This is a genomic window from Pseudofrankia saprophytica (genome assembly GCF_000235425.2).
GTDB lineage: Bacteria > Actinomycetota > Actinomycetes > Frankiales > Frankiaceae > Pseudofrankia > Pseudofrankia saprophytica.
In genome coordinates this window covers 58828-84317 of record NZ_KI912266.1, presented here as the reverse complement: position 1 = coordinate 84317, position 25490 = coordinate 58828, and the positions used below count along the sequence as shown (strand labels likewise).

The following is a 25490-nucleotide window of genomic DNA, read 5'->3' as shown; positions in this document are numbered from 1 at the left end:
CGTCCAGGTGTCGTCGGGCGGCACCGTGCTGACACCGCCGGACGGTTAGAACCCCGACCTATGATCACCGTGAACGGACTGCGGAAACGGTTCGGCGAGACCACCGCCCTGGACGGAATGACGTTCACCGTCCAGCCGGGGCAGGTCACCGGCTTCGTCGGGCCGAACGGCGCCGGCAAGTCGACCACCATGCGGGTCGTCCTCGGCCTCGATGCCGCCGACGACGGCGAGGCCCTGATCGACGGGCACCCGTACCGCTCCCTGCGCCACCCGCTGCGCCACGTCGGCGCGCTCCTCGACGCGGCCGCGGTCTCGCCGGGCCGCACCGCCCGCAACCACCTGCTGTGGCTCGCGCACTCCCAGGGGCTCGGGGCCGGCCGGGTCGACGAGGTCCTCGACGCCGTCGGGCTCGGTTCCGTCGGCCGGCGCCGGGCCGGGGGGTTCTCGCTCGGCATGCGGCAACGCCTCGGCATCGCCGCCGCGCTGCTCGGCGACCCGCCGGCGCTGATGCTCGACGAGCCGTTCAACGGCATGGATCCCGAAGGGATCATCTGGATGCGCGGTCTCACCCGGGCGCTCGCCGCCGAGGGGAGGGCGGTCCTGGTCTCCAGCCACCTGATGAGCCAGCTGCAGGACATCGCCGACCACGTCGTGGTCGCCGGCCGGGGCCGGGTCCTCGCCGACGCGAGCGTCCCCGAGCTGCTGGCCGCCGTGTCGGACGGCCGGGTCACGGTACGTTCCTCGGCCGCGCGCGCGGCGGTGGTGCTGGCGGGCGGTGGCGGTTCCGTCACGGCCGCCGGGGACGGCACGCTCGTCGTGGCCGGCCTGCCGGCCGAGGCGATCGCCGCGCTGCTCAGCCGCCACCGCGTGCCGTTCTCCGAGCTCGCCGCGCACCGGGCGACGCTCGAGGACGCCTACCTGGAGCTCACCCGCGACGCCGTGGAGTACCGCGCCGCCGCGTCGGCCGCCACCACGGAGGAGGCACGATGAGCGCGTTCGCGGACACGCTGCGGGCCGAGTGGACGAAGTTCCGGACCATCCGCGGCTGGGTCATCGCCACCGTCGCCATCGTCGGCGTCATCGTGGCGTTCGGGCTCATGCCGGGGATGCAGGGGAGCTGTGGCAAGAACGGCCCGGGATCCGAGTGCTCGCTGCCGGTCGGCCCCGGCGGCGAGGAGGTCACCGACACCTTCACGTTCCTGCACCAGGCGCTCGCCGGGGACGGCGAGGTCATCGCCCGGGTCACCGCCATCACCGGCCTGGCGTCCGGGGTGGACCCGGACGCGCCGAGCCACACCGTCGAGCCGTGGGCCAAGGCCGGCCTCATCGTCAGGGCGGGCACGGGGCAGGGCTCGTCGTACGCGGCGGTCATGGTCACCGGTGGCCACGGGGTGCGGCTGCAGTACGACTACACCCACGACGTCGCAGGCAGCCCCGGCGACACCACCACCACCGCCCCTCGCTGGCTGCGCCTGAGCCGATCCGGGGACACCGTCACGGCCGCCGAGTCCGTCGACGGCGGCCGGTGGACGACCGTCGGCACCGCTCGGCTGCCCGGCCTGCCGCCGACCGTCGAGGTCGGGCTGTTCGCCACGTCCCCGCAGCACTCCGAGGAGCTGCACGCCGGGCTGATGTCCGGCGCCATGGGCGGGCCGACCCAGGTGACCGGCACGTTCGACCACCTCGCCGCGCGGGACGGCTGGACCGGCGCGGCCTGGCACCCGGACGTCATCGGCGCGCCGAGCGGGCCGTCGGGCGATCCCCTGGGCGCCGCGCTGGGGGTCGAGCGGGTCGGCGACGCCGTGCGCCTGACCGGTTCCGGCGACATCGCGCCGGCCGTGGCCGGCGCCGGGGGCCTCGGGGTGTCCATCGCCCAGACGCTGGTCGGCACCTTCGTCGGCCTGATCCTGGCCGTCGTCGTGGGCACCGTGTTCGTCACCGCGGAGTACCGTCGCGGACTCGTCCGGACGACGTTCGCGGCCAGTCCGCACCGCCTGCGGGTCCTGGCCGCGAAGGCCACCGTCGTCGGCGGCGTCATGTTCGTCGCCGGCCTGGCCGCGGCGGCGGCCACGATCACCCTCGGGCAACGGGTGCTGCGCGGCAACGGCGTGTACGTCCATGCCGCCCCGGCCGGCACCGAGGCGCGCGTCGTCGTCGGCACCGCGGCCCTGCTCGCCGTAGCCGCGGTCCTGGCCCTCGGCCTCGGGACGCTGCTGCGGCGCGGCGTCACCGCGGTCACCACCGCGGTCCTCGTGATCGTCCTGCCATACCTGCTGGCCATGACCGTCCTGACGGGCGACGCGGCGCGCTGGCTGCTGCGCGTCAGCCCGGCGGCGGCGTTCGCGCTGCAGCAGGCGTCGCCGGAGTATCCGCAGGTGGCGAACCTCTACACGCCGGCCGACGGGTACTTCCCGCTCGCGCCGTGGGCCGGCTTCGCCGTCCTTGCCGGCTGGGCGGCCGTGGTCCTCGCCGCCGCCGCGGTGACGCAACGCCGGCGGGACGCATGACGCCGACGGATGCCACGGAGCCCCGCCCACGAGCGCAGCGAGGTTGCCCGTGCGAGGAAGCAGCCTCGGCTTGGCGACGCTACAGCGTGCCGCGACCGAACGGGGCGCGGAGGCGCGCCTCCGCGGAAGCCCGCCCACGAGCGCAGCGAAGTGCCCCGCGAACAGAGGTCGTTCGTGGATTGGCGACGTTCAGCGGCGGGCGACCGTGCGGCGCGGAGGCGCGCCTCCGCGGAGGCCCGGCCCACGAGCGCAGCGAAGTGGGTTGGGCCGCAGCGGAGGTCGCCGGAGCGCCCGTGAGCGGAGGAGGACGGCGCGCGGAGGTCCCTTCCGCAGCGAAGCAAGGAAGGGGCCGGAGCGCGCCGCCCGCACGGAGCGAACCATGAACACAGTGCGCGCCGAGTGGACCAAGCTGCGCACGTCGCCGGGCACGCTGGCGCTGCTGGCCGCGGTCGTCGCCGGCACGGTCGCGGTGAGCGCGGTCGCGGCCGGGTTCTCGGACCCGCTGCCCGGCGCGGACCTGCCGAGGCTGAGCCTCACCGGAGTGCAGCTGGGTCAGGCGGTCGTGGCGGTCCTGGCCGTGCTGGCCGTCGGCGACGAGTACGCCAGCGGCCTGGCTGTGGTGACGTTCACGGCCATGCCGCGCCGCAGCAGGGTGCTGGCCGCCAAGGCGGCGGTCGTCGCCGCCGTGGTGGCGGCCGCGGCGGCCGTCGCCGTGGCCGGGTCCGTGGCCGCGGGTCGGTTCCTGCTGCCCGCGCACACCCTGGCCGCGCGCCCGGCGGTCGGCTCGGTGCTGTACCTGGTCCTCATCGGCCTGTTGAGCCTCGGGATCGCGGCGGCCGTCCGTAGCCCGGCCGCCGGGATGGGGACGGTCCTCGCGCTCCTGTACGCGCTCCCGATCGTGAACGCCGCGGTGGCCGACCCGGCCTGGCAACGGCGCCTGCAGCGGATCGAGCCGGCGAGTGCTGGCCTGGCGGTGCAGGCCACCTCCGGCGACCTCGCGATCGGCCCCTGGAAGGGTCTCGGCGTCCTGGCGTTGTGGGCCCTCGGCGCGCTGCTTGCCGCCGCGGTACTCCTCGAACGCAGGGACGCCTGACAGCGTCGACGCCGGTGCCCCGGTGCCCCGGTGCCCCGGTGCCCGGGCGTCCGGGCGTCCGGGCCACCCCGGCGCGCGGCCGCCGGGGTGGCCTGAGCCACGAGCAGGCCCAGCTGATCGAGCCCGCGAGCGTGCGGCCGGTCGATCGGGAGGCCTGGCATCGTGGCTTTCGGCTGAGGCGCACGCGCCTTGTCCGCGGCTTCGGCTACTGTCGGTGCCGGTGTGCCGGGAAGTCTGGTCGGCGGCTGGTGACCTGACCCCGTGGCGAGGAGTCCGCCGTGCCCGAGAGCCCACCTCGCCGGTTCGTGGTGTTCGATCGTGGATCGTGGCCGGAGAGCCGTCGGATCGCCGCCATCCTGCGCAAGGAGACCATCGGCGGCGCGGTGTTGCTGGTGGCCACCGTCCTGGCTCTGGTCTGGGCGAACTCGCCGTGGTCGGCCTCCTACCAGTCGATGGTGTCCTACCGCCTGGGGCCGGCCCGGCTGCGTCTGGATCTCACGGTGGCCGAATGGGCGGCCGACGGACTGCTCGCGATCTTCTTCTTCGTGGCGGGGTTGGAACTCAAACGCGAGTTCGTCGCCGGCGATCTGCGTGATCCGCGGCGAGCCGCCGTTCCGGTCGTCGCCGCCATGGGAGGCGTCGCGGTTCCGGCCGTGCTGTACTCGCTGGTCAATCTCGACGGCGGCGCGTCCCGGGGCTGGGCGATCCCGACCGCCACCGACATCGCGTTCGCGCTGGCGGTGCTGGCCGTCGTCGGACGGCATCTGCCGCCGGCGCCGCGGACCTTCCTGCTGACCCTCGCCGTGGTCGACGACCTGCTCGCCATCGTCATCATCGCGGTCGTCTACACCCGCCACCTCTCGGTCGTCCCGCTGCTGGGCGCCCTGGTGCCGTTCGCGGTGTTCACCGTCCTGGTGCAACGCCGAGTACGGGCGTGGTGGCTGCTGCTTCCCCTGGCCGCGGCCACGTGGATGCTGGTACACGCCTCCGGTGTGCACGCGACCGTCGCCGGGGTGCTCCTGGGATTCGCCGTGCCGGTACGACGACGACATGGCGACCAGGCCGGCGGGCCCCCGACGGGTCCCGGGCTGGCCGAGCATTTCGAGCGCCGCTGGCGGCCGATCTCGGCCGGTGTCGCGGTGCCGGTCTTCGCGTTCCTCTCCGCCGGGGTCACCATCGGCGGCCTGCACGGCCTGACCGACGCTCTGACAGACCGTGCCGCCCTCGGGGTCATGCTCGGCCTCCTCATCGGAAAACCCGTGGGGATCATGGCCGCTACCTTTCTGGTAGCCCGCTTCACCCACGCCACCCTCGACGACGAGCTCGCCTGGATCGATGTTCTCGGGCTGGCGGTCCTGGCGGGAATCGGGTTCACCGTCTCCCTGCTCATCGGCGAGCTCGCCTTCGGCACCGGCAGCGGCCACGACGACCACATAAAGATCGCCATCCTGGCCAGCTCCCTGTTCGCCGCTGTCCTCGCCGCCGCTGTGCTGCGCCCGCGCAACCGCGCGTACCGCGCGAGCCGCGCGACGAACTCGACTCAGTGACGCTGCTCTTGGAGGTCGGCTGTGCCCGGTTTCGACGCGACGCCCTCGTAGGCGAAACCCATCAGCGCCGTACCGCTCATCGGATACGTCCTGACCGACTCCACGGTTAGTCCGGACTTCTCGACCAGCTCGTCGATCCGGCGGTTGAGCTTGCAGCCTCCGGCGAGTCGGCCCCAGGAAGGTGTGAGCCGGTCCTGCCAGCGGGCTACGCCGGGTCTGGGCGAGCGGCCGTGCTCGGTGAAGTGCATCGTGCCGCCGGGCCGCAGTACTCGATGGATCTCGCGCAGCGCCTGTTCGGCATCGGGGATGGTGCACAGTGTCCAGGTCGTCAGCACATGGTCGACCGACTCGTCCGGAAGGGGTAGCGCCTGGCCATCGTCACCGATGAACTCGACCGGGGCGGGCGCCGCGGCAATGCGAGACGCCGCGAGTTTGCGGCCGACGGCCGCGGGCTCGACCGCGAGCAGGCGAGTGACGCCTGCTGGAAGATGCGGAATGTTGCGTCCCGACCCGAAACCGATCTCGAGAACCTCGCCGGACAGCCCGGCCGCGACGCGCGCCCGGGTCTCCTCCATCGGTCTGCCGAGGGCGAGGTCGGTGATCCGGGGCAGCACCTGGTCGTCATAGAACCCCATCACGACTCCTCATCGGAGGACCTGGGCGGAACCTGGGCGGGGCACGGCGGCGTTCGGTCCCTCGGCCCGGCCGGCGGCCGGTGGCGCCGCGGCGACGAGGGTGGCCTCGATGGTGGGCCAGGGCAGGCCAGGTGGCAGCAGGATGGTGACGACGTCGGCGACCTGGTCCCAGGCCGCTAGCTGCTCGGTGACCTGGCCGCCGGTTCCGTAGGCGGCGAGCTGGTCGAGGACGGACTGGGCGGCAGGGGGAATGATGCCGCGCCGCGGGCTCGGTCGCGGGTTGGCATCCGCGATGGCGCTGATCTGGGGGGCGTAGCCCTGATCGGACACCGACCGGGCATAGACGCCGCCCATGGCGGTGAGGTACCAGGCGGCGCAGGAGGCGGCGATGTGCCGGGCGGTGTCGGGGTTCTCATCGGCGACGGCGATGGGGCCGGCCGCCACGGTGAGAGCCGCCCGGTCCGGAGCGACGGTCGCCCGCAGCCGGTTGAGCTGCTCCGCCGCGGCCGGGAGGTGGTCCCGGGCCATCAGCGCGGGGATCCAGCCGTCGCCGACCTCGGCGGCCACCCGGGTCGTGCGTGGGCCGAGTGCCGCGAGGAAGATCGGCACCTCGGAGGTCGGGGACTGGCCCAGTCGCAGCGGGTGCGCGCCAGGGAGGTGGCGCAGCTGGGCCGGCTCGCCGGCGAGCAGCGCGCGGACCTGGGTGACGACCTCGCGCAGCTTCGCGGCCGGATGCTCGAACGGCACGTCGTGAAACCCCTCGACCAGTGCTTTCGTGCTGGCACCCAGGCCGAGCACGTAGCGCCCCGCACAGACCTGGTGCAGGGTGGCGGCGGTCATCGCCAGTGTCGCCGGGGTGCGCCCCCACACCGACAGGACAGCCGAGGCCAGCTGGATACGAGTGGTGCGCAGCGCGATCTCAGTCACGACCGGGGTGGAGTCCAGGCCCCATCCCTCGGGAACCGCGAAGGTCTCGTATCCCAGCTCTTCTGCCAGCACTGCGGCCCTGACGATGACGTCTCGCCGGGTCTCCATGGGGGTGAGGCCCACCCCGCGCCGCGCAGTCATGACGCCGCGCTCTCGGCCGGGCCGTGGAAACAGGTTGGGACTGCCAGGGTCGGTGGCGCCGGGCGCGGTGACTGTTTCCCGGTGGCCGGTAGGGGCGCCGGGATCGAGACGGGTGACATGAGGTCGACGCTAGGACCGCCGCGTCGGGCCGCCTATCGGGTGAACTACTGGCCTGGCACCGCTCCGGCGTGGTCCTGGCACGGTTGGCGGCCGCGGATATCGGGTGTTCGACCGATCCTTCAGCGGTGCCGGCGCAGCCGCTGTTCGGTGGTCCAGGCCGCGATCTGGGCGCGGGAGCTCATCCGCAGCTTGCGTCGGATGTTCTCCACGTGCGTTTCGATCGTTCGCGGCGCGACGGACAGCCGGCCGGCGATGGCATGGTTGGTGAGCCCCTCGGTCACCAGTTCGGCGATCTCGAACTCACGGTCCGTCAGCCGTTGTCCCCTGCGCGCGGGCTGGCCAAGAAAGGTGAGTGCCGCGTCCAGGACCGCCTCCCAGTCGCCGTGGTAGTAGAGATGGCTGGAGCCTGGCAGCGGGATCAGGGTGGCCCCGGGGATACTCGCGGCGACCGCGCGGCCCAGCTCGAACCTGGTGCCTCGGTCGCCTTCGCGGTGCAGGACCGCGGTCGGCGTCCGGACCGCCGGAAGGAGCGCCCGGATGTCCGTGTCGTAGTACACCTCCAGCAGCTGGGCGGCCACCGCGGCCGAGGCGCTCGTCCGCTGGAACCGGGTGAACGCCGCCATCTCGTCCGCGGTGGGATCGGTGACGAATGCGTTCGCCAGCGCCTGCAGCCCCATGCCCCAGTGCGCCCGCACCAGCGCGACGACGGACTTCCTGACGTCGAGCGGAGCCAGCTCTCGGCCGTCGGCGCACATTCCGTAGACCACGAGCGCCTCGACCCGTTCCGGGCACCTCGCCGCGATCGCGGCGGCGATCTGACCCCCCTGCGAGGCGCCGAACAGGCGGAAGCGGCGCGTGCCCACCGCGTCGGCGACCGCCAGCGCCGCAGCCACCTGACCGTCGAACGAGAGGTCTGCTCCGTCCCGATCCGACAGGCCACATCCGGGCTTGTCGAAGCGAATCACCGTGAAATGCTGCGCGAGGCGTTCGACGAACCTGCCAAAGGAAAGCAGATCCAGCTGCTCACGGAGGTGGGTGATCCACCCCGAGTCGCACAACAAGGCCGGTCCAGACCCCATTGTCGAATACGCGACGGGGCCAGCCGGCGTCGCGCAGTATTTGATCAGCGCCCGCACTCGTCCACGCTGACAGGTCCAGCCGACGCAGTAAAGGAATCCACACGGACGGCGAGGGCTACGAGCAGGCCCAGTTGATCGAGCCCGCCAGGGTGCGGCCGGCGTATGTGCTGGCGCTGAACGAGACAGAACCGCCGGTCGAGGTGATCTCGACGGTTGCCGGCACGGCGTCGATGGCGTACCGGGAGGCGTCGTTCGCGACCAGGGACACGGTCACCACCGCCGCGTACGAGCCCGGTCCGGTGTAACCCGCGACCCGCACGCTCTCGGCGACCGTGGCCCCGTTCACGACGCCGGTCGCCGACTCGGCGTAGCGCCGCCCGGCGACCTCGCAGCTCACCGGCGTGTTGACGTGCCCCGCGACGGACACCGGGCTGGTGATGCCGACGGTCAGCGAGCCGGGGCCGCCGGTGCCCGCCCCGGCCGGTGCCGTCGTGCCGGCCGTCGGATCCGTGCTCGTGCTCGTGCTCGTGGACGCGGCCGCGCCGGCCGTGGCGGTCGCGGGTGCCGCCGAGGCCACGCCCGGCGATGGTCCGGCGCTGGCGCGGCACCCGGATACGGCCAGCAGGAGCCCGCCTGCGAGCGCGATCGAGCGGCCGCGAACCCAGTTCCGACTGTTCACATCATTCTCCGAACTGACGACGACGCTTGGCGGACGCCAGCCTGGGCGGCGTCCAGTGCGGTGATCCCACCCGCGGTGGATGCGCCGTGGCTGCGAGCTGGATGTGAGAACCGTGTGACGAAACCGGAACTGGCCAGGTCTCCTCAGCTGACACCCCCGCGGCGGTGGGCCACCATCGGCAGGCCGCCCTTGGGGCGCAGCGTGACCAGCGGCTCGGGCACGACCGGCGTGTCCGCGGCCGGGGTGAACGACCAGTGGCGGGCGATCGCGGCCAGCGTCAGGACCCCCTCGGCGACCGCGAAGCTGTTACCGATGCACTGGCGAGATCCGGCGCCGAACGGGAAATAGGCGAAGCGGGGGCGGTCGTGCGCCGTCGCCTTGTCGAGCCAGCGCGTCGGGTCGAAGCGGTCGGGATCCGGCCACCAGCGCTCGTCCCGGTGCATCACCCATTGGCTGAAGACCAGGGTCGATCCGGCGGGCAGCAGGTATCCGGCCACCTCGTGGTCCGCGACGAGATGGCGACCCATCGCCCAGACCGGCGGGTAGAGCCGCATGGACTCGGAGAACACCGCGTTGGTGTAAGCAAGCTGGGGCAGGTCGTCGATCGTGGGTGGCCGGCCGCCGAGGACAGCGTCGACCTCCTCGTGCAGCCTGGCGGCCACCGCCGGCTCGCCGCCGAGCAGATGGAACGTCCACGCCAGCGCGTTCGCGGTCGTCTCGTGGCCGGCCAGCAGGAGGGTCATCGCCTCGTCGCGGATCTGGGAGTCGTCCATCCGCTCGCCGGTGTCGGCGTCCTGGGCGTGCAGCAGCAGCGACAGCAGGTCAGTGCCGGCGGCACCGGTAGCGCCGGTGGTGGCGGCGTGGCGCCGGGCGGCGATCATCTCGAACACCGCGTTGTCGAGCGCCAGACGGGCCTCCTGACGTCGCTGCGCCGCTCGGAGCGGGAGCCGCTCCAGACGCTGGAAGCCGGGCAGGCTGGCGCGCCGCGCGGCCGGCATGTTCTCGCCGACGGCGGTCCGCACCACGTCGATGATGCGATCGTCGACATCGACGTCGAACAGCGTCCTGGCGACGATCGCCAACGTCATCTCGGTCATCTCCGCGTGCAGGTCCAGCCGCTGGCCGTCCCGCCAGGTCGCGGCGGCAGCGTCTGCCAACGCGACGAACTGCTCGCCGTAACCGGCGATCCGCTGCTTGTGGAACAGCGGCTGGATCAGCCGGCGCTGGCGAAGATGGGTATCGCCCGCGCTGGTCAGCAGGCCCTGGCCGAGCAGGTATGTCAGTGGCTGCGTGACGGTCGTGCGCGAGCCGGGGCCGCGAACCACGGCCCCCTTTGCGTACAGGCGGTGGCCGCCTACCAGAGCGTCGGCGATCGCGTCCGGGTCGGACACGAGAAAGGCGGACACCGGCCAGCTGGCCAGCCGGACCAGCGGCCCGTAGTCGCGGCGCAGCTCAGGGAACCGCGCCAGCGGATCGGCGCGCAGCCGCCGGACGGCCGCGACCATGCCGCCGGGCGGCCCGGGAACCTCGTGCACGCCGCGTGGCGCGGTCGCCGGGACGCTCCCGGGCGACGAGGCCGAGACGGGCGGGGGAGAGAAGGGCGGGGGAGAAGAAGCCGTGGGGCGCATGTCGCGTGTCTCCTTGATCGAGTGGTGGTCTCATGACCGTCTGGGTGCGTCGAGGTCGGGTCTGGTCAGGACCGGCAAGGTCCGCGGGCAGGAACGACGGCTGGACGCCGCGCGCGGTACTGCGCGCGCGAGCTGTCAGAAGAGGGCTGGCTGTCAGAAGGGAAGGACGACGACCGCCACCAGTAGCGCGATCTTCACGGCGAGGAGGAGGTCACCGGCTCGGCCGTGCGGGTGCGGCAGGCCCACCGCGGCCAGTACCCGCCCGGCCGCGTCCCGCGCCGCTGGCCAGAACAGGGCGACGATGCCGATGCCACAGCCGGCGACGGCGGCCCGGATGCTGACCGGCTCGGCCGTGAACAGGACGGCGAGCGCCGACGCGGCGACCAGTGCGAACGCCTTGATCCCGGCGAACGCGGCGAACGGATGGCGGCGGGGCAGCAGAACGGCAGCGAGACCCGTGGCCACCAGGATCATGGTCAGCGCGGTGACGGCGCTCATCGGCGCGGGCTCGACCTCGGCGAGCCGGGCCAGGTGCAGCGTGGGGGCTGGGTGCTCGAACCGCGACACCGTCACGACCAGCACGGTCAGCCCGGCGACGGCGGCCTGGACCCCGCGCAGGACCAGCAGCGCCGTGATGATCAGGAGCAGCCTGGCGCCGCGGTCGCGCGCGGACCTGCCCCGCCGGGCGACGAGCCGCCAGGCGACGCGCGGCGCCCCGGGACCTGGTGCCGTGGTGCTGGGCGCCGTGGTATCGCAGGACGTGGTGTCGCAGGACGTGGTGTCAGCCACGGCATATCCGTCCGTCCGCACCGTCCATGCCGGCCAGCGCGGCTCCCGGCATCGTGACCGCGAGCCGCAGTCCGCCAGGCACCGGTTCGACGCCGTCGAGGTGCGCGCCCGGTGGCAGGACGGCGGCTGACGGGCGCCCGGCCACCGCCGCGGCCACCGCCGGGTGGCCGGTCGCCAGCGGCCCGGACCCGAGCAGGCGCGCCAACCGGCCGCCCGGCCCGTCGGAGCCGAGGCGCAGAACGGCCGTCAGCGAGACCGAGCCAACCGTGGGCGAACCCGCCGCCGGACGGCCGAAGATGGCCGACCAGACCGGGACGTGGACGTCGTGGAACGTCACGGCGAGTTCGGTCAGCCGGTCGGTTCGGCCGAAGCCGTCGGCCGTCGCCGTCACGGTCCGGAAATGACCGGCGCCGAGCTGCGTCAGGAAGGGGAATCCGTCGATATGCACGGATCGAGTTCCCGTCAACGTGCCCATGCAGCCCAGCCGGTTGGTCAGGCGGTGCTCGGCGACGCGAACCAGCAGACGGTCGGTCAGCAGGAGGGCGGCCGAAACCACGAGCGGCGCCGCGGCGAGCCACCGCCATCTGATCTGCCATCTGCCCCGCCACCAGGCTCCGCCGCCCGCGATGACCACCCGTCGCGCGGGCAGACAACTCGCCGATCCGAACCCACCCACCGGTTTCCGCATGACACCGAGCAGACCGCCCGTTCATGCGGACGAGATGTGAGCCAGGGTCGAGCGGCGTGCGGGTCCGACGCGGGTCCGTTCAGGAACCGGGCAGCGTGACCCGGACGGCCAGCCCCTGCCCGGGAGCGCTCGCGACCTCGGCGCGGCCGCCGTGGGCGGCGGCGACGGCGGCGACGATGGACATCCCCAGGCCGCTGCCGCCGCGGCCACGCTCCCGGCCGGCGTCGGAACGGTAGAAACGGTCGAAGATCCGGTCCAGGTCGGCCGCCTGCACGCCCGGCCCCTCGTCCCGGACCTCGAGCAGGATCTCGCCGCCGACGGCGCTGAGGGAGATCTCGGCGGGGGTGCCGGGCGGGGTGTGGACGCGGACGTTGGTCAGCAGGTTGCCCATCACCTGCCGCAGCGCATCCGAATCTCCGACGACAAGGCATTCCGGCGGCACCCGCACGGACAGCGGGCGATCCGGCTCGACCGCGGCGACGTCGGCGGCGGCGTCCCGGACGATGGCGGCAAGGTCGACGGTGGCGCGTTCGAGCGGCCGGGCCTCGTCGAGATGGGCGAGGTAGAGCATGTCGTCGACGAGGGTGCTCATCCGACGGGTCTCGTCCTGCACGCGGCGAAGCGCGTCGTCCGCGCCCGACGGCGGCACGATGCCCTGGCGCAGCATGTCGACGTAACCGCGCACCGAGGTCAGCGGTGTGCGCAGCTCGTGCGAGGCGTCGGCGACGAACTGCCGCAGGCGCTCCTGCGAGCGTCGGCGGCCCTCGAAGGCGGTCTGGATCTGCGTGAGCATGACGTTGAGGGCGGCGGCGAGGCGATCGGTCTCGGTACGCGACCGGCCATGCGGCACCCGGCGTTCCAGATCGCCGTCGGCGATCGCCGCCGCGGTCCTGGTGATGTCCCGCAGGGGGCGCAGGCCGCGGCCGAGCAGGAGCCAGGCGCAGCCCCCACCGAGCGCGAGCACGGCGGCGGCGGCGACGGTCTCGACCAGCAGGAGCCGGCCGATGGTGTCCTCGATCGGTCGCATGGGCAGCGCGACGAGGTCGGTGACGCCGCCGGGGAGCGCCGTGACCAGCGCTCGGTAGCGGCCGTCCGCCGTCTCGATGGTGAACGGCGTGGCCGCGGCGATCCGGCGGTCCAGGTCGGTGACGCTGGTCAGGAGCCGGGCGCCGGCCGCTGGCTGGTCGGTCCCGCCGGTCAGGGTCATCGTCGAACCGCCGGGCTGACGCAGCTCGATCACGAACTCGGTCGGGGCCACGGCGCGCTGCAGCCCGACGCCGCCGAACAGCGGAGCGAGCCGGGTGAGCGTCGAGACGCCGCGGGTGCTGATCAGGTTCTGGGCGCCGCGCAGCTGGTCGTCCGCCTGGTCGATCAGGTGCGACCGCAGGGCCAGGGCGCTTGCCGTCCCGGCGACCGCCAGGCAGACCGCGAGCAGCGCCAGCAACCCGAGCATCAGTCGGGCGCGCAGCGTCACGGCGGGACCTCGGTCACGCCTCACTCGCGTCCGGCTGCTGGGCAGCCGGAACGCCCGCCCGCAGGGCGTAGCCGAAACCCCGCTGAGTGTGAATCAGCGGCGGGCCGTAGGGCGCGAGCTTGCGCCGCAGGTAGCTGACGTACTGGTCGACGACGGTGGCGCCGCCGCGGTAGTCCTCGCTCCAGACGGCGTCGAGGATCTGCTCCCGGGAGAGCACCCGGTTCGGGTTGGTCATGAGATACCGCAGCAGTTTGAACTCGGTGGCGGCCAGCTCGACGGGCTGGCCCGCGCGGGTGACGCAGTGCGTGTCCTCGTCCAGCCGGACGTCGGCGAAGGTCAGCGCCGGCGGGCACGCGGCGGGTGGCTCCCGCCGCGTGCGGCGCAGCACGGCCCTGATCCGGGCGACCAGCTCGTCGATCGAGAACGGCTTGGTGACGTAGTCGTCGCCGCCGTAGGTCAGCCCGGCGATCTTGTCGGTGTGCCGGTCGCGCGCGGTGAGGAACACGACCGGCACGTCCACGCCCTGCTCCCGCCACTGCCGGCACAGCTCCAAGCCGTCGCAGTCGGGCAGCATGATGTCCAGCACCAGCAGGTCCGGGCGCCGCGCCGCCACCGCCGCCGTGGCCTGCCGCCCCGACTGGGCGGTGACCACGTCGAACCCGTGGAACCGCAACGCCATCCGCAGCATGTCGACGATGTTCGGCTCGTCATCGACGACCAGCAGCCGTGGCCCGGCCCCCTCCATCGTTCACCCCCGGCCTTCGCTGCCGTGCTGTCCGCGAACCATTCCATGCTGTCCGCGGACCATTCCATCTGGCGAACATATGAGTTCGGTTCGAACCGCCGGCGCCGGGGTGGAGCCGCCTACGACGAGGCGGGCTGGGCAGACCGCTGATCCTCGGCCGCTTCGGCTGGCTGGCCTTGGGCTGCCTGGCTTTGGGCTGCCTGGCTTTGGGCTGGCTGGCTTTGGGATGGCTGGCCTGGGGCGGTCTGCGCCGCGGCGGGGCGCAGCAGGGTCCCGACGGCGACGGCCGCGGCGGCGACCACGACGGCGGCGCAGGTCAGCGCGGTGCGCATGCCGTCGACGAAGGCGGTCTCGGCCTGCTGGGCGACGGCCGGGCCCAACCGGGTGGCGAGGGCGAGCGAGGACCGGGCGGACTCGGCGAGCGGGGCCGGCAGGCCGGCGGGGTGCAGGTGGTCGCGGTAGGTCGACTGCAGGATGCTGCCCAGCACGGCGATCCCCAGGGCGCCGCCCAGCTCGCGGGCGAGGTCGTTCGTCGCCGAGCCGACGCCCTGCTTCGCCGCCGGCAGCGCGTCGGTGATCGCGGTCGTCGCGGGCGTCATGGCCAGGCCCATGCCGGCGCCGAGCGGCAGCAGGCCCGCCAGCAGCAGCCAGTAGCCGCTGTCCGCGCCCAGCCGCGACAGCACCAGCAGGCCCGCGGTGACCAGGGTGAGCCCGAGGACGACGACCGGGCGGGCGCCGACCCGGCTGACCAGCCGGGGCGCGGCCACCCGCGCGGCCGGCATGATCGTCAGGCTCATCGGGATCAGGCTCACCGCCGCGACGAGCGGGCCGTCGCCGCGGACCAGCTGCAGGTACTGCAGGAGCAGGAAGATGAACCCGAAGAACGCGAAGAACTGCAACGTGATCGACAGGGTGCCGGCGGCGAAGGCGCGGTGGGCGAACAGGCGCGGGTCCAGCAGCGGGTTCGGGTGGCGCAGCTCCCAGAGGACGAAGCCGACCAGGATGACGACCCCGGCGGCGATGCCGAGCAGCGTCCGGGGACTGCTCCACCCCTCCGTGGGCGCCTCGATGATCGAGTAGACCGCCACGCCGAGCCCGGCGACCGTGAGCAGCGCGCCGACGAGATCGAGCCGCCCGGCCGCGGGGTCGGCCGACTCGGGGATCACCCGCAGGGTGGCGAGGACGGCCACCGCGGCCAGCGCGACGTTCAGTCCGAACACCGAGCGCCACGACCAGACCTCCAGGAGCAGGCCGGAGGCGAGCACCCCCAGCAGCGCGCTCGCCCCGGCGACGCCGGCCCAGGCTCCGACGGCGCGTGACCGCTGCTCCGGCGGGAAGGTGGCGGTGATCGTCGACAGCGTCGCGGGCATGACCAGGGCGGCGCCGACGCCGAGCACGGCGCGCATCGCGATGAGCCAGCTCGGGTCGCTGACGGCCATGGCCGCGAGCGAGCCGGCCCCGAAGACCGCGAGACCGACGATCAGCGCGCGTCGGCGGCCGTACCGGTCGCCGATGGCGCCGCCGAGGAGCAGCAGCGCGGCGAACGGCAGGGCGTACGCGTCGATCACCCAGGACAGCTGGGTCTGGTTCGCGTGGGTGTCACGGGCGATCGAGGGAAGCGCCACGTTCAGCGACGCGACGGCGGCGACGACGGTGGCGAGGGCGAGCATGACGACCGGGAGCACGGCGCGATGCACGCCGCCCTGCCGGTCTGCCGGTGGCATGGGAGCCGCCGTGGGGATGGTCATCGTGGACCTCCAGCCGAGGGTGTGAACCCTGGCCAAGGTCACCCGCTCTCCGCATAATTTCAACCATGATGAATAAGGCTGAGGGGGGCACCCGTGGCCGGCGGGCCGGCAGCCCGGACACCCGCGGCCAGATCCTGGACGTCGCGCGCCGGCGCTTTCTGTCGGATGGCTACCGAGCTGTGACACTGCGCTCGATCGCCGCGGAGGCCGAGGTGGACGTCGCCCTGATCAGCTACTTCTTCGGCTCCAAGAAGGGCCTGTTCGGCGCGACGCTCGGCCTGCTCGCCAACCCGCCCGAGCTCCTGTCCGCCGCGCTGCCGGGCGACCGGGCGACGCTGCCGGAGCGGGTGCTGCGCTCCGCGGTCACCACCTGGGACGACTCCGACCGCGGCGACCAGCTCCGGCTCATGATCGCGGCGATCGTGCAGGAGCCCGAGCTGACCCGGCTGTTCCGGGAGGTGCTGGAACGGGAGATGGTGGGCCAGGTGGCCGAGTACGTCGGCGGCGCGGACGCCCCCTACCGTGCCGCGGCGTTCACCGCGCAGGTGGCCGGGACCATCTTCACCCGTTACGTGCTCGAGCTGGAACCCATCGCGAGCATGACGGCTGATGAATTGGTCCGGCACCTCGCCCCGGGCCTGCGCGCCGCCCTCTACGCCCCCACCGCGCGCCGCCGCTGACCGTGCGACCACGGCGTGCCGGTCGACGACGGTGCCCACTCGACGACGGTGCCCACTCGACCCCGCCGGCGCGGCACCGCCCGCGGCGGCGGTTCTGGCTGGCGGAGGGTTCCAGCTAGTTGCTGTAGACCCGGTCGGGCCGGACGAAGACGGCTGTGCGCCGCTGTTCGGCCATGACGCGGTCGTACTCGTCCCAGTCGTCGTGGGTGCCGCCCGCCGAGGTGAACACCTCGCGCAGCATCAGCCGCAGGCGTTCGGCGTCGACGTCCGGACTGGGATCGTCGGGTCCGATCAGCTCCGCGCGTCCCTCGACCGTCGCCCACTGCCAGCCGGACCGGACGGTGGCCGTCAGCTGGGGGCGAGCGCGCAGGTTCGCGAGCTTCACCTTGCCGTAGGTGACGAAACCGAGCACGGTCTCGCCGGTGAGCGGATGCGTCAGTACGCCCACGTTGACGACCGACGACTGGATCGTCTGATCGCCCCGCACGGTCGAGATGACCGCCAGCCCGTTCTCCGCGCGCCCGAGAGCGGCCAGATCGTCGATGGTGGTCATCCGGCCGGCACCCTCTGCCCGAGACTGGTACTACACGGCTACAACAGAGCTGCCGCAGCAGTCTGACTGTCTACCGCGCGGCCCTGGCCGACCCTACCGGTAGAGCGGCGCGCGGCGGTCGTCGTCCGGGAACGCCGGAGTGGTGGGCGCGGACGTAGGCGTAGGCGCGGGCTGCTGAGGAGGGTAATCCGTCCAGCCCTGCCCGGCGGGTGCCGGACGGTCGAAGAAATCGCGCCTGGGCTGGTCGTCGAAGGCGGCTCGCCCCGCCGCCGCGTCGCGGGCATCCACGTCCGGCGCCGCCTGGTGACGGCCGTGCGGGGCCGGGCTGTTCCGGTCGGCACGAGCCGGGGTGGGCGAACCTCGCCCGTTGCGCGGGCCGGCGACCAGCGGGGACCTGCCGGTCTCGGCGAAGCCCCCGAGCGCGGCGAAGATGATGAGCGCGAGCACCGAGAAGGCGATCAGCATGACGGGGAAGCTCAGCACGATCGGGTCGGCGCCACTCGTCTCCGACAGGCGGTCGGTCTCGGCGACCTGGGTGGCCGCCATAGCCGTGTAGTGCATCCCGCTGACCGCGGCGGCCATCACGAGGGACGCGACGACGACGTGCGCGGTGGTGCGCACCCGGAAGGCGAGCCACAGGGCGGCCAGGGCCGCCACCACGGCGATCGCGACGGAGACGCCGGCCAGCTTCTTGTCATAGGTGACGGTGCTGCCGGCCTGCATCGCGGCCATGCCCGTGTAGTGCATCGCCGCGACGCCGAGCCCCGCGATGACCCCGCCGACGATGAGGCGCACGGCGCTTCTCGGGTTGGTCCCGACGATGGCCAGCCCGATCGCCGAAACGGCGATGGCGATCAGCAGGGAAAGTGCGGTCAACGGAAGGTTGTAGGCAAGCTTCCGGTCACCGACGTGATAACCGAGCATTCCCATGAAATGCATCGACCAGATGGCGCCACCGCCGAGGGATACCGCGGACGCGGCGATCCAGCGGCGTCGGGCGCCGCCCTGGGTGCCCGGGATACGCCGCGCGCTTACCAATGCCGCGAACGAGCCGATCACGGCGAGGCCGATGGAGCTGGCGACAAAGATGAGGTCGCTGCTGGCGTGCTCATGCGCCACCTGGGCAGTGATCACATTTCCCCCCGCGGGTGTGAGACGCTGGCCGGGCTCGCGGGTACGGGGCGACCGGGCAATGAGGTCAAGCGTGACGACAAGGCGATCTGAGCAGCGGAGATCGGAACAGCATAGTGATCTATATGACTCATTGGAACGATACAGGCCATAGCGGTGCGGGCGCGAGATGGTGTGACGGCTGAACTGGGTCCGTTGAATGCTGCGGAACGTGGCCGGGCTGTTTGTCGGCGCGACCGATCGTGTCTCCGTTGGACGGTGGTGGTGTCACCGCCGTCGGTAAGCATCCGCCGGTATGCGGACGAGCACTCGAAGTGAGATGGCCGAGCACCTGAGGTGGTCAACCGGGTGTCATCGCAACGGCTGCACCGATGATCGCCCTAAGCGCCGTTTGGCTCACGTCCCGTTAGGCGGGCCCCATTGGTGCTATCGCGGTGGCTCGCGCGTCGTTCCAGCCCATGAGGGACAGGCGTTCCGCGTTGGCGAGCGGCCGCTCAGCGCCCGGGCGACCGCTGAGGCCGGGGGCCCTCAGCCGAGCTTGAGGTAGGTGTCCTTGAGGTAGGTGTCGAGGAAGGAGTTGCGGAGGACCCGGCCCGGGTCGCGGCGGGCCGCCAGCCGGACGAACTCCGCCAGTCGGGGGTACCCGGCCCGGACCCGCTCGGGATCCAGCGCGAAGACCTTCCCCCAGTGCGGCCGGGGGGCGAACGGAGCGAGGGCCCGCTCGACGGCGGCGACCGCGCGGGCGACGGCGGTCTCGTCCGGTAGCCAGGTGAAGTGCAGCGCCAGCGCGTCGCGGTGGTAGGCGGGGCTGAGCCAGAGACCGTCCGCGGCCACCGCGCGCAGTTCGCTGATCTGGAGCGCGCCACGGACGTCGCCGCTGACCTGGTAGACGGCGTCGATCGCCGCGGCGGCGTGTTCACGGGCGACGAAGTACTCGGACTGGAGCTCGTCGCCGGCGCTGGGGGTGAAGCCCAGGCGGAAGTGGGGCAGCCGCTCGAACCAGGGGCCGGGGACGCCGAGCTGCTGGGTGGTGTGCTCAGGGTCGACGCCGGGGATCGGGTGCAACGGGCGAGTGGCCGGCCGGGCGCCGCACACCTCGGCCGGCGCCGCCGTGCTCCCGTCGTCCCCGCCTCCCCCGTCGCCGTCGCCGTCGCCTGCGCCGAGGCGTCGCTTGAGCCACACCTGCGAGCCGGCGTTCGGGTCCCAGGCCGTGAAGACGCTGACGCTGTAGGCCGCGGCGAGGATCTCGTCGATGCCGGCCAGCAGGTCCTCGCGGGTCAGGCCCTCGTAGACGTGCTGGCTGACCTGGAAGGTCGGGACGATCTCGAGGGTCACCGCGACGACGACGCCGAGCGCGCCGAGGGCGACGACGTGGCCGTCGAAGTCCTCGTCGACGCCCCGCCGGACGGTCATGAGCTCACCCGACGGGGTGACCAGGTCGAGCGCGACGACCGAGGTGGCCAGGTTGCCGTTGCGCTCGCCCGAACCGTGCGTCGCCGTCGCGCACGCGCCGGCGACCGAGATGTGCGGCAGCGATCCGAGGTTGCGCAGCGCCCAGCCGGCCGCGTCGAGCTCCCGGCCCAGGTCGCCGTACCGGATGCCGGCGCTCACCGTGACCTCGCGGGCCGCCTGGTCGACGCGGACCAGCCGAGGCAGCCCGGCGGTCGAGATCAGCGTGCCGTCCGTGTCGGCGATCCGGTTGAACGAGTGCCGGGTGCCGAGCGGCCGCGCCCTGCCCCCGGCGGCCACGACGCGCGCGAGCTCGGCGACCGACGTCGGGGCGACGACGCGGGCCGCCGCGAACGTCACGTTCCCGGCCCAGTTCCGCGTGGGCGCGCTCCCGTCGTCCGCCATGCCTCCGTCCGCCATGCCGCCGTCCCTTCCGCGCCGCCGTCCTTCGACGCCGTCCCTTCGGCCCCAACCCGGCGACGAGTCTCGCACCCGGCCGTGCCTGACACCGCCCGGGGACGGGACCGGTCACTCCCGGACGGCGGCCAGGTCGGCAGGGTCGCGGCGCAGCAGCAGGGCCGCCGGGGCGATGCTGGCCACCAGGGCGACCGCGAGGCAGGCCGCGGCGATCGCGCTCAGCGTCGCCCAGGGAACGACGACCGGCACCGACGGCGCGAGCTGTGCCAGGCCGTACCGGGCGCCCCAGGCGGTGATCCCGGTGACCGCCGCGGCCAGCGCCGCGCCGATGGCGGTCACCAGCACGGCCTCCGTGGCGACGACGGCCAGCACCTGCCGGCGGGTCGCCCCGGCGAGGCGGACGGTGGCGAACTCACCCGCCCGGTCCCGGGTGGCCATGACCAGCGTGTTCGCGATCGCGAGCACGGTGTAGACGAGTGCCAGGCCGAGCAGCACCACCGACGCCATCCGGTTGGCCCTGGACTGCTCGGCGTTCGCCGCGGACAGGTACTCGTCGGTGCCGACCAGCTTTCCGGCGCCGGCGGTGGCCGTCGCCACCCCGGCGGCGACGGCGGCCCTGGCGGCCGTCGACCGCGTCGCCTCCGCCGAGAGCCGCAGGTAGACGACGGTGGCGATCGCCGGCTCGTGCCCGGTGCGCAGCGCCGCCGGCAGCAGGAGGGTCTCGTCGAGGTCGAGGCGCTTGCCGAGCACGGCGACCACCCGCGGCCGCACGGGCGTCGAGTCCGCGAGCCACAGCTCGGCGCGTTCGCCCAGCTTCCAGTGGCTGCCGGCCGGCACCGCGACCGTGTCGGTGCCGGTGAGGTCGGCGAGCCGGCCGGCGGTGACCGGGGTGTCGAGGACGGCCGCGAGATCCGCGCCGGTGGCGTACCGGGCGGCCCAGCGCTCGGGGTCGCCGTCGTCCCGGACATAGACGGAGGCGTCGGTCACGGGTACGGCGGCCCGCACGCCTGGGATCTCGCGCAGCGTCTGGACGGCGGCGTCGGGCAGGCCGGCGCCGACGGCCGGCACGACCAGCGCGTCGGCGGCGATCTGATCACGAGCGGCGCTGTCGGTCGCCGCCTCCAGCGTCCCGAAGCCGGTGAGCATCGAGCCGGCGATGCCGAGCGTCACCAGGATCGGCGCCGCCGTCGCCGCGGTGCGCCGCACGGCGCCGCGCGCGTTGTGGCGGGCGAGCAGCCCGACCGCGCCCGGCGAGGCGGCGAGCGGCGCGGTGAGCAGCCACGCCAGCGGCGGGATGACCAGTGGCGCGAACAGCGCGAACCCCATGACCAGCAGCATCCCCGCGACGATGATCAGTGCCACGCCCGCCGCCGACGGGTGCGCCATCAGCACCGCGATGAGCGGCACGCTGCCGGCGAGCGCGAGCAGCCCGAGGACGGTGCGTCCCACGGTCATCGGCCGGTGGTCCACCGCCGCCTCCCGCAGCGCCTCCGCCGGCCGGATCCGCCCGGCGCGCCACGCCGCCGCCCAGGCACCTACCAACGCGACCAGCAGACCCGTGCCGAAGGCGGGAGTCACCGCCCAGAAGACGAAATGAGCGGTGAAGCCGCTGGGTGCGAACCCGGTGCGGACCAGGACGCGCGCGAACGGCGGGGCGAGCAGCACGCCTAGCAGCACGCCCGAGAGCGAGGCCAGCAGGCCGACCGTGAGCGCCTCGCCGAGCACGAGCCGGAACACCTGGCGCGGGGTGGCCCCGGCGGCGCGCAGCAGGCCGAACTCGCGCCGGCGGGCCGCGACGGAGTAGGCGAAGGTACCGGCCACGACGAAGATCGACACGAAGCCGCCGAGGCCGGTGGTGGTGCCGAGCAGGGCGATCGCGACCTCGTGGCGCTCGGCGTCCGGGTCTGGCTCGGCGGACCGGCGGCCGTTGCCGGTGAGCACCCGGACCGAGCCGTCGTCGGCGCTGACCGAGCCGTCGCCCGCGCGCGCGTCGTGGACGACGGCCCGCGCGGCCGCCGCCAGCGCCGCGGCGTCGCGTGGCGGTGCCGGGGCGCCGGCCTGATCGCCGGCGGTGGCCGCGGTCGTGGCTGGCCGGACCGTCAGCGCCACCGCCGTGACCCGGCCGTCCGCGAGCTCGGTGGCGACGGTGTCGGTGGCGTAGAACGCGCCCGGCGCGTCGGTGCGCAGCACCCCGCTCACCGTGAAGGCGCGGGCGCCATGCGTGGTCACCACGGTGACCCGGTCGCCGGGGCGGTGGCCGGTCGGCGCGCTGAGAACGATGTCCCCGGCCGCCCGCGGCGCGCCGCCCGCGACCCAGGAGTAAGGGTGCAGCGCCGCCGCGGACCACGGGTGGACGGTGTCACCCGGCGCGCCGTCGGCCGCCGCGTAGCCGGCGACATCGACCACCACCGCCGCGTCACCGCCGAGGGCGGCCCGCAGGCGGTCGACGAGGCCGGCCGGCAGCGGGCGGGTGAGGATCGTCCTGGCCGTGGAGGTCTCCCGGTCCTCGCCGGAGCCGGTCGTGATGCTGACCGTGCCGGCGCCGGCGACGACGACGTCCGGCGTGGCATACCAGCGCGGGGCGCGGGCGGAGCCGCCGACGGTGCTGACCAGCGTCAGCGTCATCGCCGCCAGCAGCGCGACCCCGAGCGCCAGCGCGAGAAACGTTCCCAGCAGGCCGCCCTTGCGGGCACGGACGGTGTGCCAGACGAGCCCGGCCATGTCAGCTCTCCTCGCGGCCGTGGTCGCGGTCGCGGTCGCGGTCGCCGTGCTTACGGCCGTAGTGGTCGCGGCCGTCGGGCTCCAGGCCCGCGAGCCGGGCGGCGACGGTGGCCGGGTCGGGGTCGGCCAGCTCCCCGGCGGCTCGGCCGTCGACGAGGAACACGACCCGGTCGGCGTAGGAGGCGGCGACCGGGTCGTGGGTGACCATCACGATCGTCTGCCCGTCGACGTCGACCAGCGAGCGCAGCAGGGTCAGCACCTCGCGGCCGGTCCGGGTGTCCAGCGCGCCGGTCGGCTCGTCGGCGAACAGCACCGCCGGGCGGGTGACCAACGCCCGCGCGATGGCGACGCGCTGCTGCTGACCGCCGGAGAGCTCGGCCGGCCGGTGCCGGCCTCGCCCGGCGAGCCCGACGGCGGCGAGCACGTCGCGCACCTCGCGCCGCCGCGGCCGGCGGCCGGCCAGCCGCAGCGGCAGCGCCACGTTCAGTTCGGCGGACAGCGCCGGAACGAGGTTGAACGACTGGAAGACGAAGCCAACCCGCTGCCGGCGCAGCATCGTCAGCTCGTTCTCGCTCAGCCCGCGCAGGTCCACCCCGTCGAGGAACACCTCGCCGGCACTCGGCCGGTCCAGCCCCGCCGCGCACTGCAGCAGCGTCGACTTGCCCGAGCCGGACGGCCCCATCACCGCGACGAACGTGCCCCGGTGGATGTCCAGGGTCACCCCATCCAGGGCGGTCACGGCCGCCGCGCGTCGCCCATAGACCTTCCGGACGTCGCGCAGCGCCACCGCGCTGCTCGCTGCGACGGTGGAGCTCGCTGCGACGCTCGAGTTCTCGGTGACGTTCGGGGCCGTCGAGGCCTTGCCACCTGGGGTTTCTACCGGATGGTCAACGGTGTTCCGGCGCGCCGTCCGCTCGAGCTGTTCCATGAGATCAGCTCACCAGCGCTGCGACCCGCGCACACTGGTGCTGCGCCCCGATCCGGGGTGGGGCTAGCCGGATGCCGCCCGGAGGGGCGCGCCATCGTCGGCAGGCGTCGGCCATCGTCGGCAGGCGTCGGCCGGGCCCGGGGGAGCCCGGCGGGCCGTCAGAGGTGGTAGCCGCCGTCGACGTCGAGCATGACGCCGGTGATGTAGGCGGCCCGCGGGGACGCGAGGAAGCAGACGGCCTCGGCGACGTCGGCCGCCGCGCCGAAGCGGCGCATCGGGATGTTGCGGCGGGCGACGTCGAGCGCGCCGTCCGGGTAGGCGCCGGCGCTGATCAGCCGCTCGGCCATCCCGTCGGTCAGCATGCCGGGGCCGACGCAGTTCAGCCGCACCCCGAAGCGGCCCTCCTCGGCCGCGAGGGCACGCACCACCGACTCGACCGCCCCCTTCGGGCCGGCGGACAGACCGTCGCGGACCGGGTAGCGGCGGGTCGCCGCCGTGGTGACCGCGACGACGCTGCCGCGGGCGGCCCGCAGCGTCGACAGGGCCGGCTGGACGAGGTTGAAGAACGCCACGACCTCGCCCTCCACCTGGCGGCGGAAGACGGCCGGGCTCACCGTCGACAGGTGTTGCTGCGGGACGTGCGGGCCGGACGCGACCACCAGGGTGTGCACCGCGCCGAACCGGGCGGTGACGTCGGCGATGAACGCGGCCGTCTCCGCCTCTTCCTCGAGCCGGAGCTGGCGGGCCTCGCCGTGGCGCCCGGCGGCCTCGACCGCAGCCAGGCTCGCCGCCGCCGCGTCGGCGTTGCGGTGGTAGGTGAGGACGACGTCGCTGCCGCGCTCGGAGAGCAGCCGGCAGACCGCCGCGCCGATCCCGCCGCTGCCGCCGACGACCACCGCCACTCCCGGCAGGTCGGCGAAGTCTCCGCCGAGGCCCGCGGGCCGGCCCGCGTCGCTGTCGCCGCCCATCCGGCTACCGTGCCGCGACCAGCTTCGACAAGCAACGGGTTCTAGTCCGCGGCGACCCGGCGGCCGCGGCGAGAGCGGCCGCGCGGGTCGCCACGAGAGATCGGGTTACTACGAGAGATCGGTCGCTACGAGAGATCGGGTCGCTACGAGAGGTACAGCGCCATCGCCTCGATGAGGCCCGCCCGGGCGAGGCTGATGTCCGTGTAGGTGCCCAGGTCGTTGAGGTCGTGCAGCCCGCGGATCGCGGCGGGCACGAGCGAGCGTGCCTTGGCCAGGCGTTCCCGGGAGACGCTCAGGCCGTCGAAGATGCGATCCCAGGCCTGCGCCCAGCGGGTGTCCCAGGCGGCGAGCGCGGCCGCGGTGCGGGGGAAGTCCTCCTCCAGCACGGCGAGGTCCCGCGGCAGGTACAGGCGCAGGTTGTGCACGGCTCGCACGTTCGGCGAGTCCAGCGAAGTCCAGACCAGGTCGACCACGGCCTCCAGCCGTCTCGCCAACGGCAGCAGCGACGAGAGCTGCTCCGGGTTGGGGTGGAAGTCCGGGCTGGTCGAGACGTGCTCGATGACCGCCGCCCAGACGCCGTCCGCCTCACCGAACTGGTGCTGGATCGTCCCCCAGGTGACGCCGGCCTCCCGGGCGATCAGGTTCGCGCTGACCGCGTCCGGCCCGCCGCCGCTGAGCAGGTCGACCGCGACATCCAGGATGCGCCCCCGGGTGGCCAGCCCGCGCCGGTTGAGGCGGGTTCCCTTGGCGGAGAGCGCCGTCGGCGCGGCGACGGTGGACGTGCCCACCTGAGCCATCGGGCCCCCTACGTTCGAGTGGCCACACGTTACCCGCGTGCCACGC

Annotated in this window: 22 protein-coding genes; 5 read left to right on the top strand and 17 right to left on the bottom strand. The window is 73.7% G+C overall.

Going from position 1 to position 25490, the window contains the following annotated elements; genetic code table 11:
- Positions 1-60: 60 nt before the first annotated feature.
- The 4 genes from FRCN3DRAFT_RS0200335 (at position 61) to nhaA (ending at position 5147) form a co-directional block, all read left to right on the top strand.
- A complete protein-coding gene (locus tag FRCN3DRAFT_RS0200335; RefSeq protein ID WP_007512869.1) occupies positions 61-990 on the top strand; it encodes an ATP-binding cassette domain-containing protein in 930 nt (309 codons plus the stop codon).
- The gene (locus FRCN3DRAFT_RS0200330) at positions 987-2507 is read left to right on the top strand and encodes a DUF1349 domain-containing protein (protein WP_007512870.1); all 1521 of its coding nucleotides are present in this window, start codon (positions 987-989) and stop codon (positions 2505-2507) included. The genes FRCN3DRAFT_RS0200335 and FRCN3DRAFT_RS0200330 overlap by 4 nt, the downstream gene beginning before the upstream one ends.
- 379 nt (positions 2508-2886) lie before the next feature.
- Positions 2887-3600: a hypothetical protein gene (locus FRCN3DRAFT_RS0200325; protein ID WP_007512872.1), complete on the top strand. Its 714-nt coding sequence runs from the start codon at positions 2887-2889 to the stop codon at positions 3598-3600.
- Between the two features lie 278 nt (positions 3601-3878).
- Positions 3879-5147 carry a Na+/H+ antiporter NhaA gene (gene nhaA / locus FRCN3DRAFT_RS0200320; RefSeq protein WP_007512874.1) on the top strand — a complete coding sequence of 423 codons (1269 nt, stop codon included), beginning with the start codon at positions 3879-3881 and terminating at the stop codon, positions 5145-5147.
- Here the strand turns inward: nhaA and FRCN3DRAFT_RS0200315 are convergent.
- The 10 genes from FRCN3DRAFT_RS0200315 to FRCN3DRAFT_RS0200270 form a co-directional block, all read right to left on the bottom strand.
- A complete protein-coding gene (locus FRCN3DRAFT_RS0200315) occupies positions 5141-5782 on the bottom strand; it encodes a class I SAM-dependent methyltransferase (protein ID WP_007512878.1) in 642 nt (213 codons plus the stop codon). The two genes, nhaA and FRCN3DRAFT_RS0200315, sit on opposite strands and share 7 nt — an antisense overlap.
- Before the next feature lie 9 nt (positions 5783-5791).
- On the bottom strand, positions 5792-6850 hold the full coding sequence (locus FRCN3DRAFT_RS41935; RefSeq protein WP_007512880.1) for an LLM class flavin-dependent oxidoreductase: 1059 nt from the start codon (positions 6848-6850) through the stop codon (positions 5792-5794).
- Positions 6851-7089: 239 nt separating this feature from the next.
- On the bottom strand, positions 7090-8028 hold the full coding sequence (locus FRCN3DRAFT_RS0200305) for an alpha/beta fold hydrolase (RefSeq protein WP_232793866.1): 939 nt from the start codon (positions 8026-8028) through the stop codon (positions 7090-7092).
- A gap of 136 nt (positions 8029-8164) precedes the next feature.
- On the bottom strand, positions 8165-8626 hold the full coding sequence (locus FRCN3DRAFT_RS0200300; protein ID WP_232793865.1) for a hypothetical protein: 462 nt from the start codon (positions 8624-8626) through the stop codon (positions 8165-8167).
- A gap of 245 nt (positions 8627-8871) precedes the next feature.
- The gene (locus tag FRCN3DRAFT_RS0200295; RefSeq protein ID WP_007512886.1) at positions 8872-10356 is read right to left on the bottom strand and encodes a cytochrome P450; all 1485 of its coding nucleotides are present in this window, start codon (positions 10354-10356) and stop codon (positions 8872-8874) included.
- Positions 10357-10509: 153 nt separating this feature from the next.
- The gene (locus FRCN3DRAFT_RS0200290; protein WP_007512888.1) at positions 10510-11145 is read right to left on the bottom strand and encodes a hypothetical protein; all 636 of its coding nucleotides are present in this window, start codon (positions 11143-11145) and stop codon (positions 10510-10512) included.
- Positions 11138-11833: an LmeA family phospholipid-binding protein gene (locus FRCN3DRAFT_RS0200285; protein WP_083401434.1), complete on the bottom strand. Its 696-nt coding sequence runs from the start codon at positions 11831-11833 to the stop codon at positions 11138-11140. Before FRCN3DRAFT_RS0200285 ends, FRCN3DRAFT_RS0200290 begins: the two co-directional genes overlap by 8 nt.
- A 79-nt stretch (positions 11834-11912) precedes the next feature.
- Positions 11913-13307: a sensor histidine kinase gene (locus tag FRCN3DRAFT_RS0200280; RefSeq protein ID WP_007512892.1), complete on the bottom strand. Its 1395-nt coding sequence runs from the start codon at positions 13305-13307 to the stop codon at positions 11913-11915.
- A gap of 13 nt (positions 13308-13320) precedes the next feature.
- A complete protein-coding gene (locus FRCN3DRAFT_RS0200275) occupies positions 13321-14052 on the bottom strand; it encodes a response regulator transcription factor (protein ID WP_007512894.1) in 732 nt (243 codons plus the stop codon).
- Between the two features lie 119 nt (positions 14053-14171).
- Positions 14172-15800 (bottom strand): MFS transporter, encoded by a 1629-nt coding sequence (locus FRCN3DRAFT_RS0200270; RefSeq protein WP_007512895.1) that lies wholly within the window; start codon positions 15798-15800, stop codon positions 14172-14174.
- Between the two features lie 65 nt (positions 15801-15865).
- On the opposite strand from FRCN3DRAFT_RS0200270, the gene FRCN3DRAFT_RS0200265 reads away from it, so the two are divergent.
- Entirely contained in the window at positions 15866-16480 is a 615-nt protein-coding gene (locus FRCN3DRAFT_RS0200265) for a TetR/AcrR family transcriptional regulator (protein WP_007512897.1), read from the top strand.
- A 115-nt stretch (positions 16481-16595) separates the two neighbouring features.
- Here FRCN3DRAFT_RS0200265 and FRCN3DRAFT_RS0200260 read toward each other — a convergent pair whose 3' ends face one another.
- The 7 genes from FRCN3DRAFT_RS0200260 to FRCN3DRAFT_RS0200230 form a co-directional block, all read right to left on the bottom strand.
- On the bottom strand, positions 16596-17033 hold the full coding sequence (locus FRCN3DRAFT_RS0200260; RefSeq protein WP_007512899.1) for a TIGR03618 family F420-dependent PPOX class oxidoreductase: 438 nt from the start codon (positions 17031-17033) through the stop codon (positions 16596-16598).
- A 93-nt stretch (positions 17034-17126) separates the two neighbouring features.
- Positions 17127-18152 (bottom strand): MHYT domain-containing protein, encoded by a 1026-nt coding sequence (locus tag FRCN3DRAFT_RS41930; protein ID WP_051466090.1) that lies wholly within the window; start codon positions 18150-18152, stop codon positions 17127-17129.
- Between the two features lie 540 nt (positions 18153-18692).
- Positions 18693-20033: an FAD-binding protein gene (locus FRCN3DRAFT_RS0200250; RefSeq protein WP_232793864.1), complete on the bottom strand. Its 1341-nt coding sequence runs from the start codon at positions 20031-20033 to the stop codon at positions 18693-18695.
- A gap of 108 nt (positions 20034-20141) precedes the next feature.
- A complete protein-coding gene (locus tag FRCN3DRAFT_RS0200245; RefSeq protein ID WP_007512906.1) occupies positions 20142-22751 on the bottom strand; it encodes an ABC transporter permease in 2610 nt (869 codons plus the stop codon).
- 1 nt (position 22752) lies between these two features.
- Entirely contained in the window at positions 22753-23679 is a 927-nt protein-coding gene (locus FRCN3DRAFT_RS41925) for an ABC transporter ATP-binding protein (protein ID WP_007512908.1), read from the bottom strand.
- A gap of 158 nt (positions 23680-23837) precedes the next feature.
- Complete coding sequence (locus FRCN3DRAFT_RS0200235) at positions 23838-24647, bottom strand: SDR family NAD(P)-dependent oxidoreductase (protein WP_007512916.1); 810 nt, start codon at positions 24645-24647, stop codon at positions 23838-23840.
- Positions 24648-24790: 143 nt separating this feature from the next.
- On the bottom strand, positions 24791-25444 hold the full coding sequence (locus FRCN3DRAFT_RS0200230; RefSeq protein WP_007512918.1) for a TetR family transcriptional regulator: 654 nt from the start codon (positions 25442-25444) through the stop codon (positions 24791-24793).
- Between the last annotated feature and the right edge of the window lie 46 nt (positions 25445-25490).

Coding starts and splice junctions, on each gene's coding strand:
- FRCN3DRAFT_RS0200335 (WP_007512869.1), top strand. CDS start 61: ATGATCACCGTGAACGGACTGCGGAAACGGTTCGGCGAGACCACCGCC.
- FRCN3DRAFT_RS0200330 (WP_007512870.1), top strand. CDS start 987: ATGAGCGCGTTCGCGGACACGCTGCGGGCCGAGTGGACGAAGTTCCGG.
- FRCN3DRAFT_RS0200325 (WP_007512872.1), top strand. CDS start 2,887: ATGAACACAGTGCGCGCCGAGTGGACCAAGCTGCGCACGTCGCCGGGC.
- FRCN3DRAFT_RS0200315 (WP_007512878.1), bottom strand. CDS start 5,782: ATGGGGTTCTATGACGACCAGGTGCTGCCCCGGATCACCGACCTCGCC.
- FRCN3DRAFT_RS41935 (WP_007512880.1), bottom strand. CDS start 6,850: ATGACTGCGCGGCGCGGGGTGGGCCTCACCCCCATGGAGACCCGGCGA.
- FRCN3DRAFT_RS0200295 (WP_007512886.1), bottom strand. CDS start 10,356: ATGCGCCCCACGGCTTCTTCTCCCCCGCCCTTCTCTCCCCCGCCCGTC.
- FRCN3DRAFT_RS0200285 (WP_083401434.1), bottom strand. CDS start 11,833: ATGCGGAAACCGGTGGGTGGGTTCGGATCGGCGAGTTGTCTGCCCGCG.
- FRCN3DRAFT_RS0200275 (WP_007512894.1), bottom strand. CDS start 14,052: ATGGAGGGGGCCGGGCCACGGCTGCTGGTCGTCGATGACGAGCCGAAC.
- FRCN3DRAFT_RS0200270 (WP_007512895.1), bottom strand. CDS start 15,800: ATGACCATCCCCACGGCGGCTCCCATGCCACCGGCAGACCGGCAGGGC.
- FRCN3DRAFT_RS0200265 (WP_007512897.1), top strand. CDS start 15,866: ATGATGAATAAGGCTGAGGGGGGCACCCGTGGCCGGCGGGCCGGCAGC.
- FRCN3DRAFT_RS0200260 (WP_007512899.1), bottom strand. CDS start 17,033: ATGACCACCATCGACGATCTGGCCGCTCTCGGGCGCGCGGAGAACGGG.
- FRCN3DRAFT_RS0200250 (WP_232793864.1), bottom strand. CDS start 20,033: ATGGCGGACGGAGGCATGGCGGACGACGGGAGCGCGCCCACGCGGAAC.
- FRCN3DRAFT_RS0200245 (WP_007512906.1), bottom strand. CDS start 22,751: ATGGCCGGGCTCGTCTGGCACACCGTCCGTGCCCGCAAGGGCGGCCTG.
- FRCN3DRAFT_RS41925 (WP_007512908.1), bottom strand. CDS start 23,679: ATGGAACAGCTCGAGCGGACGGCGCGCCGGAACACCGTTGACCATCCG.
- FRCN3DRAFT_RS0200235 (WP_007512916.1), bottom strand. CDS start 24,647: ATGGGCGGCGACAGCGACGCGGGCCGGCCCGCGGGCCTCGGCGGAGAC.
- FRCN3DRAFT_RS0200230 (WP_007512918.1), bottom strand. CDS start 25,444: ATGGCTCAGGTGGGCACGTCCACCGTCGCCGCGCCGACGGCGCTCTCC.